Genomic DNA, 14,237 nt, shown 5'->3' with positions numbered 1-14,237 from the left:
CCTTTCTCTGTGCGTCACCAAGCCCCGCGCAGGCTTCGGGGCGGCTCGGCGTCGAAGGCGGCCCAGACGTGGGTGCCGAGGCCGTAGCGGCGCGGAAAGGCGAAGCTGGCCCACGTGCGGGAGAGCTGGCGCACCAGCAGCAGGCCGCGCTGGCCCTCCGCCGCCTCCCACTCCTCGTCGGTGCGCTCGTTGGGAATGCGGGGCAGGGTGGGGCCGCCCGCGTCGCTGACGGTCAGGCGCAGCGTGCGTTCGTCAGGCATGGACAGGGTGCGGGTGACCCCCTCCTCCGAACGGGCGTACTTGCAGGAGTTGGTGACGAGTTCGCTGGCCACGGGCTGGACGGTCGCGACCAGGTCGGGGTCGAACCCGGCCAGGTCGCGGGCGAGTTCGGAGCGGACCCGGGCGAGCTCGGACAGGTCGCAGGCGTAGTCGAGGTGTCCCCAGAAGGCGAACGGGCCGGGGACCGGTGCTGGGTCGTGCGCAGACATGCCGGTCATACCGTCACCCCGTCCGCGTACCGGGCCCGGGCGGGTGCGGCGGCGAGGAGGTCGCCGACGGGAACGGGCATGGGAGCCGGGGTCGGAACCGGAGGCGGGGCCTGGGCCGGGACGTGAACGGAGCCGTGCGTCCAAGCGCGCAGTCGAATGACGGCCTCGGCCTGGACGCGGGAGAGGTCGTGCTCGCACTCGCGTTCGCGGGCGGTGTAGTAGGGCCTGACCAGGGCGATGTCGTCGGCCGGGAAGGTCTCCGGGGCGGGGGCCAAGCGGGGAGAGGGCACCGGGCGCGGAGCGGGGCGCGGGGCCCCGCGCTGTGGAGTCGGGGGCCTGCTGGACCGCGCGGAAGCGGGAGCGGGGGCCGGGGCGTAGCGGCGGACCCGGGTGGAACGGCGACGGCGGACGGCGGCCGAGTGGCGTCCGCGCGCGGGAATGAAGAGGGATGTCACCAGAGCCAGGGCACGGGTGAGAAGGGCAGCGCTAAACTGGCGCATGCTGGCAGTTCCTGTTCTTAAAAGGTGGATGTTGCTGGCCGTGACCCCGGGCGGTAGGTAACCGTCGCGGGGTCTTTCGTGTTCAGTTGTGTGTTCGGAGAAAGGTTAGGGGGTTGGTGGAGGGGTGGAGGGCGCTACGGGGGAGTAGGGTTCGGAAAAGGTGCGTGAGGGGTGCGTATGCGCTGGTCAGGGGCTTGGGTGGGGAGGGAAAAATCTGGCTGGCCAGGTTTTTCCGTTGTCCGGAATGATTGGTTTTGAAGGTCTTTTCCTGGGGCTTTTTGGGCAGGGAAAAGCCCCCGGCCAAAGCGGGCGCGGGGGCTGGAGGCGATTAGAGGCGGCTACAGGCCGGAACGCAGGCCGCTGAGCAGCGCCACCCACTGGTCCCCGGGGACGGTGAGGTGTCCGGCCTCGCGGTGGACGGTGTCGCGGACGTCAGCGCCGGAGGCGTGTTCGCGGACCTCGACGCACTGGCTTCCGTTGCTGCTGTAGCTGCTCTTGTGCCACTTCTGCACGGCTTCTCCTCGGCTGGAATCAGACGGCGGAGGTCTTCACTCCACGCAGGAACGATGCCCAGGAGTCGGCGGAGTACTCGATGTGTCCGGCCTCGCGGTGGACGGTGTCGCGGACGTCAGCGCCGGAAACGTGCTCACGTACCTCGACGCACTGGCTCCCACTGTCGCTGTAGCTGCTCTTGTGCCACTCGTTGCTCATGATGCTTCCAATTCCTTCAACAGCTGCCGGGACTCTCTAGCGGGCAGCGCGGATGCCAGTCCCTTTCTTACCAGTGACTCCATGCGCGGATGGCTGTCGGAGTCCAGGATGACGTTTCCAGCGATGTAGTCACTGGAGACGGCGACTCCCCCGTCAAACAGTCGGAAGAGTTGGACGGGCGCCGTCACTCCCAGCATGAAGACTCCGGGTGGCAGTAAGTGAACCTCTACCTTGCCCTCGTCCATGAGTCGTAGCAGGTGTGCCGCCTGCTCCCGTCGTACCTGGTCGGGGGTGCAGGCCAGTGCGCTGTGCGGGAACACAGCAGTCACCACCGGGTCGTGGTGATGTTCGCGCAACACTTTGAGCCGACTGCATCGACCGTTGGTCCAGTGGTCGACATCGGCGTCCGAGGCCAAGGGCTGACCGTCCTTGAACACCAGTCGCGCGTAGGACTCGCACTGGAGCAGCCCAGGCACGAGGGCTGGTAACAAGTAGTCGATGGCCACGGCCTGCTCCTGCAACCGGGCCACGTTGAGCTGCCACACCGGCAGCTCCGTCCCCGAGGTCTTCTTCCGCCACGCCTTGAGGAGCCTGCCGTCCGCCTTGAGCATCCGGTCCAGGGCCTCGGCGGTCTCCACGCTGGGCGTGAACTTCCCCGCCTCCCACCGGGACACGGACGCGGGCGAGGTGCCTATGTCGAAGGCCAGCTGTTTCTGCGTTCTCCCTGAGAAATCGCGAAACGTTGTGAGCAGGGAGGAGAAGTGATCTTGCGTCACCCTGCACAACTTACAGAGCGGTTGCGCTTCCTGTCATCCGTTCTCCCGAAAACGACAAACAGTGGAGATGGCCCAGGCCCTGTGGCCAGGGTGGATGCAGGTCACGGACCCGCAGGTAATTGCGGCCTGTTCGTGGCTATGTTCCGGAGGATGGTGATTTCAGTTGGGATCAGTGACAAGCATGCAATCGCGTCGTGGCGGTTCGGGTTCGGGTTCCGGTTTCCAGGACGGCGGCGGCGCCGGGCGTTTCCCCCTGCCCCGCCGGGGAGTGGAACCCCGCGACAGGGCGCCCCTGGTGTTGGACCAGCGCTGGAGCAGCCTCGGCACCGCGCTCGTCATCGCGGGGCGTCCCGACCAGGCCGCCCTGGTGCGCCACAGGGTCTCCGCCCTCTCCGCCCTGCCGCCGCTGGCGAGGGAAGCGGCGCAGGAACTGGCCGGTGAGGTGTTCAACAACGCGATCACGCACACGCGCAGCGGCCTGTCCGGGGGCGAGGTGATCGTGAGCGTGCACCGGCTCCCCGGCCGCGTGCAGGTCAAGATCACCGACCAGGGGCCGATCGGCGAGGACACCGTCACCACACCGTGCGTGCGGCCCGCCGACCCGCTGCGCGTGGGTGGGCTGGGGATGCGCCTGGTCGCCGCGCAGGCCAGCCGGTGGGGCACGCTCCACGAGGGCGGCCGGACCACGGTCTGGTTCGAGATCGACCGGGTTCGGAACGACTCCGACCGCCGCACCGGCCGGGACTCCTCTCGTCCTGACGGGTGACGGACCGGCCCCGTAAGGTGGACGTTGGCGGGTGCTCAAGCGACTGAGTCCGAGCGGAGCGTCGGTGCGTCCCAGCGGAGTCGCCGAAGGGTCAGGAGTGGTGAGCTGATGTCTTCGAACGTTGCGCGACAGTCCACGGCAGACGAAGAGCCGCTGTTCCCCATGCCTCCGCTGACGGAACAGGCACTGCGTGTCGCGGTCTCACGGCTGGATCTGGCCGCCTCCGTACGGTTCGACTCCGAGTTCCACCAGGTCTGGCAGGAGGCGGTCCAGACCGACAGCACGGTACCGATGCACACCTTCCTCTTCAGATGGGGTGTCTTCGTCGAGCTCCGGCGCTACCCTCGGCGTGCCGAACGCCTCCTGGAGCTGGAGCGAGCGGTCAGTGAAGCCGACAACGCCGATGAGGCCCGGATCGCAGCAGGGGAGATCTCGCAGATGCTCGGTGAAGCCACTCGACGGGTCAGTCAGTGACCGAGTGGACCTGGGAGTACCTTCCAGACGCGGAACAGGTGGCCGGAGGTCTGGAACGCGTTGACCAAGCCGCCGTCGAACATCTCGCTCAGCGGTTGGCGGACGCCGCCTCGGCGAAGTAGCTGGACGATCCCCCGGTTGAGGACTCCGGGGTGTCGAGGGTTCTCGACCATGCCGAGGGGCGATTGATGGTCTGGTACCAGGAACACCAGCGGCTCCGTCTCGTCTTCATTCTCCGTGTGCAGTTCTGGCCTGTCGGAGACTCCTGACCGTCCGTGTCGGGTGGAGTCGTCGGTGGTTCGCTTCCGGAGGACGGGCAGAGTGCGGGCCGGTGGGGCCCCGGGGAACAGCCGTCGCCCGCTTCCCGGGGTTTCAAAATCCGGGCCCGAACCTTGTACCGATTCGCCGGTGACGGCCCCTCCGGCACACCGGTACGTTCCTCCTGCCAGCACCCACGCGCGGAAGGAACCCAGGTGAACCTCCTCATCACCGGCATCACCACCCAGTCCTCGATCGCCTACGCGATCGCCGAGGAGGCGATGGAGCAGGGCCACCAGGTGATCCTGACCAACCCGCCGGGCAGGCAGCTGTCCATCCTGGAGCGGGTGGCCAAACGCCTCCCCGCCGAACCCGTGGACATCCTGCCCATGGACGTCACCGACCCCGAGCAGGTCACCGAGACGGCGGGCAAGGTCGCCGCCCACTGGGACCACGTGGACGGGCTGCTGCACTCCATCGCCTACGCCCCGGGCGACGCGCTGGGCGGCAACTTCCTCAACACCTCCTGGGAGGACGTCGCCACCGCGATCCACGTCTCGGGGTACTCCCTGAAGGCGCTCGCCGTGGGGTTCCGGGAGCTCATGGCCGCCGCCCCGCACGGCGCCGGGGTCGTCTCACTGACCTTCGACGCCTCCCGGGCCTGGCCGGTCTACGACTGGATGGGGTCGGCCAAGGCCGTGCTGGAGAACTCCACGAAGTACCTGGCCCGCGACCTCGGCGGCGACGGCATCCGGGTCAACGCCATCAGCGCGGGGCCGGTCAAGTCCCTCGCGGGCGGCTCGATCCCCGGGTTCGACCAGATCGCGGACGGCTGGGCCGAGTCCGCGCCGCTGGGCTGGGACACCAAGGACGCCTCCGTGGTCGCCGGTCCCGCGCTGTTCCTGATGTCCCCGGCCGCGCGCGCCGTCACCGGCACGACGCTGCACGTGGACGGCGGGTACCACGCGATGGGCGCGCCGCTGTAACCCGGGGAGCCGACCGGGAGGGGAGGGCGTCCGCACTGGTCACCACGCCGGGGGACATTTGCGGACGTTCTTTCTTTCCGCTGAGAAGGCCGCCCCGCGCGTGCTACGGATGGACCCGTCCGCTGCCGGTCCCTCCTCCTTCTTCCCTGGGAACCCCCATGATGACAATGCTGCTCGTCCTCGCCGTCCTGGCCGCCATGGTCGGCGGCGCGGTCCTCGCCGTAGGCAGGTTCCGCGTCGACGACGAATCCTCGGGAGGCGCCGTCAGCGTGGTCGTCGCCCCCTGTGTGCTCGCCCTCTACCTCGCGGCGGCGGCGATGGGTGTGGTGATCGGCTGGGAGAACTTCACCGGTGCCGGGGACGGGCTGACCGAGGAGACGGGCGCGGCCGACGCCCTGTACTGGAGCACCACCACCCTCCCCGCCGACGAGGCGGAAACGGTGCGCCAGCAGCTGCGCGCTTACATGACCGCGGTCGCGGACAGCGACTGGCCGTTGATGCGCGCCGAGGGCGAGCTGAGCGAGGAGGGCGACGAGGCCCTGGCCGACCTGGCCGCGTCGGTGCGGTCGCTGTCGGTGTCCGACACCGGCGACGGCCTGGACCGCCTGACCGCCCGCCAGGAACTCGCGGAGCTCAGCGACGCGCGCATCGAGCGCGCCGACGCGGCCGGGGACGGCATCCCGTCCGTCCTCAACGGCATCGCGGCCCTGTCCGCCATCGCGGTGGCGGTGCTGCCCTTCGCCATGATCCGGCGGGGCTCGACCGTGGCCTACTTCTGGGCGTCGGCCAACCTGGTGTTCGTGTTCGCGACGATCCTGCTGCTGTTCTACCTGGGCAACCCCTACAACGGGGCCCTGGCGCACGACGCGGGCGCGATCCAGGACGCGCTGGCCGGGTTCGAGCGGATCGACGCCTCACTCAGCCCCCAGTAGGGGAAAGCGGGCCGACGGGCCCCGGACGCGTCCTCGGGGGCCGCGTCCGGGGCCCGTCCGCTGTTTCCGGGCGCGGTCGGGACAGGTGTAGTCCGGTCAGGTACAGATGCGGGTGCGGTCGGGGCAGGCGCGAATGCGGACGGCCGTGTCAGGCCTGGCCGTGTCGGGTGCGAGCCGCTCGGGGGCGCTCACCCGCGGTCGGCCGTTCCGGGACGGCGCCCGTCATGGCGCCGCCCCGGAACCGGTCAGCCCGAGGAGCGCGTGGCGGCGCGGCCCGCGCCCGCGGCGACCACGGCGATGACGACCATGAGCACCACCATGGTGCGCATGGGGGTGAAGGCTCCGGCGGCCTGCGGCGCGGAGTGCGGGGAGAGGTCGGCCAGCACCTGCTCCTGGACGGCCCGCTCCACCGGGGGCGGGGCCGACGGGGACGCCGACGGCTGTTCGGGCTGGGCCGCGCGCTCCTGGGCTGGCTCCGCCGGGGCGGCGGCCTCCGGCTCGGGCGGCGCCGCCCCGGGCTCCTCCGCGGCCGGGGGAGCGGGCTCGCCGGGTGCGGGCGGCTCGGGCTCGCCGGGCGCCGGGGGAGCGGGCGGTTCGGGTTCGGGGTAGCCGGGCTCCTCGGGGGGCGGCTCCGGCTGCCCGGGGCGCGGCGAGCACGGCGGCGCCTCGCCCGCGCGCACCACGACCCGCACACCGTTCGCGCACACCAGGACGTAGGACCCGGGGGAGACGTCCACCAGCGCGTCCGAGGTCTCCACGCGGACCCCGCCGGGGCCCACCTCCACGCGGGAGTTCCCGTCGTCCACGCTGACGCCGGTGCCGTCCGCGTTCACCTCCGGGACCGTGTCCGCCGAGCCGACCAGGGAGGCCGTGCCCAACGGTCGGGCGGGTGGGTCGTCCGGGGCGAGCGAGGGCGGGGCGCCGCAGCCGCAGGAGAGCAGGAGCGCGCCCGCCGCCAGCAGCGCGGGCAGAGCACGGCGTGAGGGGGGCATGGGACTCCTCGTGTCGCTGTCGGCACTACGGGTGATCGTACGCGGTCAGTCCGGACCCTACACCCGAGAACGCGCCCTCTGCGGCCCGCCCGACACGGAGGTCCCGTCGCCGGTCCCGCCACCGGAGCTGACACCGGAGTCGGCGGCGGGGGGCACGGCCGCGCGGGTCAGGGGGAGTGCAGGCGCAGCACGGCGTGCTCGGCCCAGTCCGGCGGCCTGGTCAGCCGGGAGACGAGCACCATCGTCCCGAAGGCCAGCGGGATGGTCCACGCCGCGGGCTGTGCCAGCAGCACCGACAGCCACCCGACCGGGGGCGGCAGCAGGATCGACCACCCCACCGCGCCGGTCGCCGTCACGGCCCCCACGACCAGCCCGGACGCGGCCCCGGCCAGCGTCAGCCGCCGCCACCAGATGCCCAGTACCAGCAGCGGGCAGAACGTCGAGGCCGCCACCGTGAACGCCCACACCACCAGCACGTTGATGTCGATCAACTGCGCCGGCAGCGCCAGCAGCACCGCCACGCACGCGCCCACGGCCACCGCCAAGCGCAGCCGCGGCACGCTGCCCTGGAACAGGTCGTGCGACAGCCCGCCCGCCAGGGCCAGCAGCAGTCCGGAGGAGGTGGACAGGAACGCGCCGAACGCCCCCGCCGCCACCAGCGCCGTCAGCACCGTCCCCACCGAGCCCGGCACCGCCTGGGCGGGCAGCACCACCGCGACCGTGTCGGTGCCCTGGAGCAGCACCAGGTGCGGGGTGAGCACCCGCCCGAGCAGCCCGTACACCGTCGGGAACAGGTAGAACAGCCCCAGCAGGGCGATCACGCCCACCGCCACCCGGCGCGCGGTCCGCGCCGTGGGGCTGGTGTGGAAGCGCATGATGACGTGCGGCAGCCCCATGCAGCCCAGCGTGATCGCCAGCAGCGTGGACCACGTCTCGAACAGCGGGTACCCGCCCATGTCCAGCAGCGGCGAACTCCACCGCTCGCTGCCCAGCTCCGGCAGCCCCGCCGGGTGCGGGATGGGTGCGCCCTCGGGGAACACGTACTCGGTGCCCGCCTCCACGCTGTGCTCCCCGGCCGCGAACTCCACCCGTTCGCCCCCGGGGGTGGTCACCGTCACCGGCTCGTCCAGGCCGAACCGGGTTCCCACGGTGAACTCCACCGGGGTCGTCTCGGGGAAGTGCGTGCCCCACTCGGGGTTGAGCGCCTCGGCGCGGGTCTGCGGACCGGCGTGCACCACCAGGTAGACCGCCGGGATGGCGATGAAGGCCAGCTTGACCACGTAGTGGAAGGCCTGAACGTAGGTCGCCGACCGCATCCCCCCGGCCGCGATCGAGGCGCTCACCACCAGCCCGGCGAGGAGCACCCCGACCCAGTACGGCGTGCCGCTGACCAGGGCCAGCACCACACCGGCGCCCTTGAACTGGGGCACCAGGTACAGCAGCATGATCACCAGCACCACGCAGCCGCACAGCTTGCGCAGGCGCGGCGCGCCCAGGCGGTACTCGGCGAAGTCGGGCACGGTGAACGCCCCCGACCGGCGCATCGGTCCGGCCACCAGCGCCACCACCGCCACGTAGCCCGCGGCGAACCCCACCGCGTACCACATGGTGCCCAGGCCGTTCTTGAGCAGCAGTCCCGCCAGCCCCAGCACCGAGGCGGCCGACAGGTACTCCCCGGCGATCGCCATCGCGTTCCAGTTGGGGGAGATCCGCCGCGAGGCCACCAGGAAGTCGGAGGTCGAGCGGGCCGCCCGCACCCCGTAGACGCCGATGACCAGACTGGTGAGCAGGACCAGCCCGATCGCCAGGACCGCGATCACCACGTGCGCCCCGCGTCTCCGCCGCCTTCGGGCCCCGGCCTCCGGCGGGGCTCCTCGCGCTCGGGCCGCCTGTCCCCGGGTTCCCCGGGCCCGGGCTTCCCGTGACCGTGCTCGGGCTGTCCGAAACCGTGCTCCCCGCTACCGGGGGGCCCTCCGGCCCCCGCCCGGTCCCCGGCGCTCTCGGCCCGGTCCTCGACCCGCTCGGCCGAGCGCACGTGCCACAGCGCCAGCCCGAACAGCATCGGGTAGATCGCCACCGTCAGCAGCAGCCACGACAGCGGGACCCCGCCCAGGCGGACCTCCCCCAGGGCGGGGAAGAGCGCGAACGCGCCGCTCATCCCGAACAGCAGTACCGACAGCACCGCCACGGTGCGCACGGCGGTTCGCCGCTGGGCCCGGAACAGCGCGCGCGCTGCCTCGGTGTCCACCGGCTCCGGGATCGGCAGCAGGTGCTGCGCGGGCCGGTTGCCCCGGGCCAGCGCGATCCGGGTCTGCGGGCTGGTCAGCTTCTCGCGGCGCGGGCTCACGGCGCCTGCTCCCCCTCACCGTCCCGCGGCCGGGAGGCGGGGCCGCCCTGGGCGTTGGCGGACCGGCCGAGCTGGTCGCGCCGGGCCGCCTCCAGCAGCTGGGCGCGCAGGTGGCGGCCGTGGCGGCGGCTCACCGGCACGTCCCCGGCCGGGGTGCCCGCCACCAGGCCGGACGAGGAGGTCACCCGCAGGTCGCGCACCCACGGGATGGCGATCAGGAACCCCCGGTGGACCCGGACGAACCCGGCCGAGGCCCACACCTCCTCCAGGTAGGACAGCGACAGGCGGATGAGGTGGCCGCCGTCGGCGGTGTGCAGGCGCACGTAGTCGCCCTGGGCCTCCACGAACTGCACGTCGTCGCGCTTGACGAACACCGTGCGCCTGCCGGTGTCGATCTGCACCACGTGCAGGTCCTCGGCGGGCGGGGACCCGCCCCCGGGCCTGCGCAGCTGGGCGATGCGGCCCACCGCCTCGGCCAGGCGCTCGGGCCGGATCGGCTTGAGCAGGTAGTCGACGGCGCCGATGCCGAAGGCCTCCACGGCGTGGGCCTCGGAGGCGGTCACGAACACGATGGACGGGGGCTCGGACAGCACGCTCAGCACCCGGGCCACGTCCATGCCGTCCAGGCCGGGCATGAGGATGTCCAGGAACGCGGCGTCGATGGTGGTGGTGCCCAGCAGCCGCACGGCGGTGGCGCCGTTGTCGGCCACCAGGACCTCCGCCACCTCGGGCATGTCGCCGAGCAGGGACGCCATCTCCTGGCGGGTGGAGGCCTCGTCCTCGACCACCAGCACCCGCAGTTCGGGCTTCAACGCGCCACCACCCCCCTGGTGAACCTGGGCACGCGCACGGTCACCTTCGTCCCCTCCCCCAGTGCGGTCTCGATCACCAGACCGTACTCGGGTCCGTAGACGGCGCGCAGCCGCTGGTCCACGTTGGCCAGGCCGACGCTGCGCGACTCCGGGCCGGTGCCCGCCAGCAGGGAGCGGGCCAGATCGGGGTGCATGCCCACTCCGTCGTCCTCGATCTCGATGACGCACAGCGGGCCCTCGCCGAAACCGGAGACGCTGATGTGGCCGCGGCCCTCCTTGCGCTCCAGCCCGTGCCGGATGGCGTTCTCCACGATCGGCTGCACGACCAGGAAAGGTATGGCCACCGGCAGCACCTCGGGGGCTATCCGCACGGTGATGTCCAGGCGGTCGTGGAAGCGGGCCCGCTGGAGTTCGAGGTAGGTCTGGGTGGCCTCCAGCTCCTCCGAGAGGGTCGCGTAGTCGCCCTTCTCCGAGAAGCCGTAGCGCAGGTAGTCGGCGAAGTCCGACAGCAGGTGGCGGGCCCGGTCGGGGTCGGTGCGCACCAGGGCGGCGATCACCGCCAGGGCGTTGTGCACGAAGTGGGGGGAGATCTGCGCCCGCAGGGTGCGCAGGTCGGCGGCGGCGATCCGCGCGCGGGCCCGGCGCAGCGCCGCGTGGTCCAGGCAGTCCGAGACCAGCGCGGCGGCGGCCTCCACGTCGGCCTCCACGGGATGGCCCGAGGCCACCAGGGCGCCGGAGATCTCGTCGGCCACGGTCAGGGGGACCGCGCACGCCGACGTGCCGTCGGGCAGGCGGATCCTGGCGTTGCTCCCGTACTCGAAGACCTGGGAGAGCAGGCCCTCCACCTCGGAGGGCGCGGGGCTGGTTCCGTGCGCGGCGACAGGACCGTCCAGGTCGGCCAGGACGACGCCGTCCACGGCCAGGAGCTGGCGCAGCCGCCTGGCGGCCGAGGGGACCCTCCGGCCGTGCAGCCCGTCCCGGAGGTCGACGCCGAGGGCGTGGACCTGACGCATCAGCTCGACGCTCGCCCGCTGCTCCGAGGACGCTGGGCGACGTCGGGAGGGGGACACCCGCGACAGCCACCGGTATGACACGGAACGACCCTATCCCAGCGGACTGTGTCGGTGCTCACGTGGCCGGGGTCACCTTTCGAATCGTGACGCAAATGCGCGCTCGCGCCGAGGACAAGGAGCCGGGCCCGCCACCGGGAGCGGTGGCGGGCCCGGAGGCACCACCTCTAGTGGTTGGCCGCCTTCTCCGCGCCCGCGCCGGTCAGGGCGCGGACCTGGAGCTGGGCGAACTTGTCGAAGTCGCGCTCCTTGGACGACAGGGTTCCCACGATCGCGCACAGCAGGCTGATCGGCACCGACACCAGGGCCGGGTTGGGCAGCGGGAACCAGGCGAAGTCCGCGGTCGGGATGAGCGCGGTCTCGCTGCCGGAGACCACGGGCGAGAAGAACACCAGGCCCACGGCGCTGATCAGGCCGCCGTAGATACCCGCGAGGGCGCCCCGGGTGTTGAACCTCTTCCAGAACAGGCTGAGCAGCAGGGTCGGCAGGTTCGCCGAGGCCGCCATCGCGAACGCCAGCGAGACCAGGAAGGCCACGTTGAGGTTCTGCGCGAACACCGCCAGCAGGATCGCGACCACGCCGACGCCCAGGGCGGACAGGCGGGCGACCCGGACCTCCTCGGCGCCCGTGGCCCTGCCCTTGCGCAGGACCGAGTTGTAGAAGTCGTGCGCGATGGAGGACGAGGAGGCGATGACCAGGCCCGCCACCGTGGACAGGATGGCCGCGAAGGCCGCCGAGGCGATGATCGCCAGCAGGACCGCGCCCGCCATCTCGCCGCCGATGCGTTCGCCGACCACCTGGGCCAGCTGCGGGGCCGCGGTGTTGCCCGCGGCGTCCTGCGCCGTGATGGCCTCGTGGCCGACGATGGCCGCCGCGCCGAAGCCCAGCACCAGGGTCATCAGGTAGAAGGTGCCGATGAGGCCGATGCCCCAGTTGACCGACTTGCGGGCGCTCTGGGAGTCGGGGACGGTGTAGAAGCGGATGAGGATGTGCGGCAGGCCGGCCGTGCCCAGCACCAGGGCCAGACCCAGGCTGATCAGGTCCAGCTTGTTCCACAGGGTCTGGAGCGGGTCGCCCGCGACCTCCACCCCGTAGCGCAGGCCGGGCTCCAGGAAGCCCTCCTGGCCGCTGGCCGCGGCGGCGTCGCTCATCAGCGCGCCGAGGTTGAACCCGTACAGGGACAGGGTCAGCACGGTGAGCAGGGCGGCGCCCAGCATGAGGATGAGGGCCTTAATGATCTGCACCCAGGTGGTGCCCTTCATACCGCCGAAGGTCACGTAGATGGTCATCAGCAGGCCGATGACCACGATGCCGACGATCTTGGCGGTGGCGGCGTCCATGCCCATGAAGGTCTGCCCGGGCTGGATGCCCAGCAGCAGGGCGATGAGCGCGCCCGCGCCGACCATCTGCGCCAGCAGGTAGAAGATCGACACCACGATCGTGGAGACCGACGCGGCCGTGCGCACCGGGCGCTGCCGCATCCGGTAGGACAGCACGTCACCCATGGTGTAGCGGCCGGAGTTGCGCAGCAGCTCCGCGACCAGCAGGAGGGCGACGAGCCAGGCGACGAGGAACCCGATGGAGTAGAGGAAGCCGTCGTAGCCGAACAGCGCGATCATGCCCGCGATGCCCAGGAAGGACGCGGCGGACATGTAGTCGCTGCCGATCGCCAGGCCGTTCTGGAGCGGGGAGAAGCCGCGCCCGCCCGAGTGGAAGTCGGTGGCGGAGCGCGTGCTGCGGCCGGCCCAGACGGTGATGCCGAGCGTGGCCGCGATCATGAGGACGAAGAGGACGATGGTGATGATGCGGCTGCTGTCGCTGACCGTCTCGACAGCTTCCTGGGCGAGGTTCATCGGCCGCCCTCCTTGTTCGCCGCGTTGTAGTGGAGCTCGTCGCGCAGCTCGACCGCCTGGGCGTCGAGCCTGCGGCGCGCGTAGTTCGTGTACAGGACGGCGATCCCGAAGGTCGACACGAACTGGAGGACACCGAAGACCAGGGCGACGTTGACGTTGCCGAAGAGCACCACGCCCATGAGGTCGCGGCCGAACGCGGACATGAGCACGTAGAGCAGGTACCACGCCATGAAGGCGAGGCTCATCGGGAAGACGAACCTGTACAGCCGCCGCTTGAGCTCGACGAAGCGCGGGTCGCCGTGCATGGTGACGTAGGCCTCGGTCGGGATCGCGTCGCCGTTTCCGTCGCCGTCGGGCGGCGGGGCCGGGTCCTTCGTTGGCCGGTCTGTTGACATGCTCTACCTCCGGGGGGATTTCCGTGCGTCCGGCGGCGACGGCGCCGCTCTGGTGTGATCTGCGTTACGGGGAACTGTAAGGAGCGGCACTACCGCGAAGGAGGGGGCTCGTGCGCACGCGCGCCGAACGCGGGGGCGGAGCGTCGAACGGTCGCCCAGCGCGCGGTGAGCGGTCGCCTGGCGCGCCGAACGGTCGCCGAGCGGCTCCGGTCCAGACCACGGGCCCTGCGGCGCACGCGCGCGCGGAGCCCGTCCCGCAGGGGTTCCCGTGTCCGGGGGAGGGGTCCGGGGAGCGTCCGGCCTCCGCCCGGCCTGGGCCGCCCCCTGTGGTGAGACACACCTCCACCCCACCCGGAACGCCCGTCCGGCCCGGGGCGTTGTAGCTTGTGCACCATCACCGCCGTCGCGGACATCCGCGTCGGCGCGTTCCGCGATACCCCGGACGAGGTGCGCCGTACCCGGTGACGACAAGACGGCGCGTTGGACAACGCACGTCACACGTCACGGAGGTAGGCATCATGGCCTGGATCGTTCTGGTGATCTCGGGGTTCCTGGAGACCGCGTGGGCCCTCTCGCTCAGCGCCTCGAAGGGCTTCACCCGACTGTGGCCGTCGGTGACCTTCGGGGTCACCCTGTTCCTGAGCATGGCCGGTCTGGCCTACGCCCTGCGCACCATCCCCGTCGGGACCGGCTACGCGGTGTGGGTGGCCATCGGAGCCGTCGGTACCGCGCTGGTGGGCATGTTCTTCCTCGGCGAGGGCTTCACCTGGGCCAAGCTGATGTGCCTGGTGCTCATCGTCTCGGGCGTGGTGGGGCTCAAGCTCCTGCACTAGGAGCCGCGTCCCCGGACGGGCGGTCTCCTCGTCCTTCCGGGACC

Annotated in this window: 17 protein-coding genes, 1 pseudogene and 1 riboswitch; of the genes and pseudogenes, 5 read left to right on the top strand and 13 right to left on the bottom strand. The window is 71.5% G+C overall.

Going from position 1 to position 14,237, the window contains the following annotated elements; genetic code table 11:
- Window positions 1-14: 14 nt before the first annotated feature.
- The 5 genes from ACSTA4_RS25825 to ACSTA4_RS25805 all read right to left on the bottom strand — a co-directional run bounded on the left by ACSTA4_RS25825 (window position 15) and on the right by ACSTA4_RS25805 (window position 2,475).
- Window positions 15-497, bottom strand: a complete 483-nt coding sequence (locus ACSTA4_RS25825) for an ATP-binding protein (RefSeq protein WP_444961355.1) — start codon at window positions 495-497, stop codon at window positions 15-17.
- On the bottom strand, window positions 494-763 hold the full coding sequence (locus ACSTA4_RS25820) for a hypothetical protein (protein WP_444961354.1): 270 nt from the start codon (window positions 761-763) through the stop codon (window positions 494-496). The genes ACSTA4_RS25825 and ACSTA4_RS25820 overlap by 4 nt, the downstream gene beginning before the upstream one ends.
- A 563-nt stretch (window positions 764-1,326) precedes the next feature.
- Window positions 1,327-1,500: a DUF397 domain-containing protein gene (locus tag ACSTA4_RS25815; RefSeq protein ID WP_174547131.1), complete on the bottom strand. Its 174-nt coding sequence runs from the start codon at window positions 1,498-1,500 to the stop codon at window positions 1,327-1,329.
- Window positions 1,501-1,519: 19 nt separating this feature from the next.
- The gene (locus ACSTA4_RS25810) at window positions 1,520-1,699 is read right to left on the bottom strand and encodes a DUF397 domain-containing protein (RefSeq protein WP_444961353.1); all 180 of its coding nucleotides are present in this window, start codon (window positions 1,697-1,699) and stop codon (window positions 1,520-1,522) included.
- Complete coding sequence (locus ACSTA4_RS25805) at window positions 1,696-2,475, bottom strand: helix-turn-helix domain-containing protein (protein ID WP_444961352.1); 780 nt, start codon at window positions 2,473-2,475, stop codon at window positions 1,696-1,698. The genes ACSTA4_RS25810 and ACSTA4_RS25805 overlap by 4 nt, the downstream gene beginning before the upstream one ends.
- A 181-nt stretch (window positions 2,476-2,656) precedes the next feature.
- Here ACSTA4_RS25805 and ACSTA4_RS25800 point away from each other — a divergent pair, with 181 nt between their 5' ends.
- Together ACSTA4_RS25800 and ACSTA4_RS25795 are read left to right on the top strand one after the other, a co-directional pair.
- Window positions 2,657-3,241, top strand: a complete 585-nt coding sequence (locus tag ACSTA4_RS25800; RefSeq protein ID WP_444961351.1) for an ATP-binding protein — start codon at window positions 2,657-2,659, stop codon at window positions 3,239-3,241.
- A 108-nt stretch (window positions 3,242-3,349) separates the two neighbouring features.
- A complete protein-coding gene (locus tag ACSTA4_RS25795; protein WP_444961350.1) occupies window positions 3,350-3,715 on the top strand; it encodes a hypothetical protein in 366 nt (121 codons plus the stop codon).
- Here the strand turns inward: ACSTA4_RS25795 and ACSTA4_RS25790 are convergent.
- Window positions 3,709-3,924, bottom strand: a complete 216-nt coding sequence (locus ACSTA4_RS25790; protein ID WP_444961349.1) for a hypothetical protein — start codon at window positions 3,922-3,924, stop codon at window positions 3,709-3,711. The genes ACSTA4_RS25795 and ACSTA4_RS25790 overlap by 7 nt on opposite strands.
- Window positions 3,925-4,188: 264 nt before the next feature.
- Between ACSTA4_RS25790 and fabI the strand changes: the two genes are divergently transcribed.
- A complete protein-coding gene (gene fabI / locus ACSTA4_RS25785) occupies window positions 4,189-4,959 on the top strand; it encodes an enoyl-ACP reductase FabI (protein ID WP_013155136.1) in 771 nt (256 codons plus the stop codon).
- A 158-nt stretch (window positions 4,960-5,117) separates the two neighbouring features.
- Entirely contained in the window at window positions 5,118-5,891 is a 774-nt protein-coding gene (locus ACSTA4_RS25780; protein ID WP_444961348.1) for a bestrophin-like domain, read from the top strand.
- 245 nt (window positions 5,892-6,136) lie between these two features.
- Here ACSTA4_RS25780 and ACSTA4_RS25775 read toward each other — a convergent pair whose 3' ends face one another.
- The 7 genes and pseudogenes from ACSTA4_RS25775 to ACSTA4_RS25745 form a co-directional block, all read right to left on the bottom strand.
- Complete coding sequence (locus ACSTA4_RS25775; RefSeq protein ID WP_444961347.1) at window positions 6,137-6,883, bottom strand: hypothetical protein; 747 nt, start codon at window positions 6,881-6,883, stop codon at window positions 6,137-6,139.
- A 167-nt stretch (window positions 6,884-7,050) separates the two neighbouring features.
- Entirely contained in the window at window positions 7,051-8,706 is a 1,656-nt protein-coding gene (locus ACSTA4_RS25770) for a sodium/solute symporter (RefSeq protein ID WP_274974876.1), read from the bottom strand.
- A 143-nt stretch (window positions 8,707-8,849) separates the two neighbouring features.
- Window positions 8,850-9,230, bottom strand: a pseudogene (locus tag ACSTA4_RS25765) (hypothetical protein); the annotation flags it as partial.
- A complete protein-coding gene (locus ACSTA4_RS25760; RefSeq protein ID WP_444961346.1) occupies window positions 9,227-10,042 on the bottom strand; it encodes a LytR/AlgR family response regulator transcription factor in 816 nt (271 codons plus the stop codon). The pseudogene ACSTA4_RS25765 and the gene ACSTA4_RS25760, both read right to left, overlap by 4 nt.
- Window positions 10,039-11,055, bottom strand: a complete 1,017-nt coding sequence (locus ACSTA4_RS25755) for a sensor histidine kinase (RefSeq protein ID WP_274974873.1) — start codon at window positions 11,053-11,055, stop codon at window positions 10,039-10,041. The genes ACSTA4_RS25760 and ACSTA4_RS25755 overlap by 4 nt, the downstream gene beginning before the upstream one ends.
- A 224-nt stretch (window positions 11,056-11,279) precedes the next feature.
- On the bottom strand, window positions 11,280-12,965 hold the full coding sequence (locus ACSTA4_RS25750; RefSeq protein ID WP_444961345.1) for a solute symporter family protein: 1,686 nt from the start codon (window positions 12,963-12,965) through the stop codon (window positions 11,280-11,282).
- A complete protein-coding gene (locus ACSTA4_RS25745; RefSeq protein ID WP_248772143.1) occupies window positions 12,962-13,360 on the bottom strand; it encodes a DUF485 domain-containing protein in 399 nt (132 codons plus the stop codon). Before ACSTA4_RS25745 ends, ACSTA4_RS25750 begins: the two co-directional genes overlap by 4 nt.
- Window positions 13,361-13,775: 415 nt before the next feature.
- A riboswitch (guanidine-III (ykkC-III) riboswitch) is annotated at window positions 13,776-13,842 on the top strand.
- Window positions 13,843-13,878: 36 nt separating this feature from the next.
- Here ACSTA4_RS25745 and ACSTA4_RS25740 point away from each other — a divergent pair.
- Window positions 13,879-14,193, top strand: coding sequence for a DMT family transporter (locus ACSTA4_RS25740; RefSeq protein WP_274974870.1), 315 nt, complete (start codon window positions 13,879-13,881; stop codon window positions 14,191-14,193).
- The last annotated feature ends 44 nt before the right edge of the window (window positions 14,194-14,237 follow it).

Source organism: Nocardiopsis sp. M1B1 (assembly GCF_052466615.1).
This window is presented reverse-complemented; position numbering and strand designations above follow the sequence as displayed.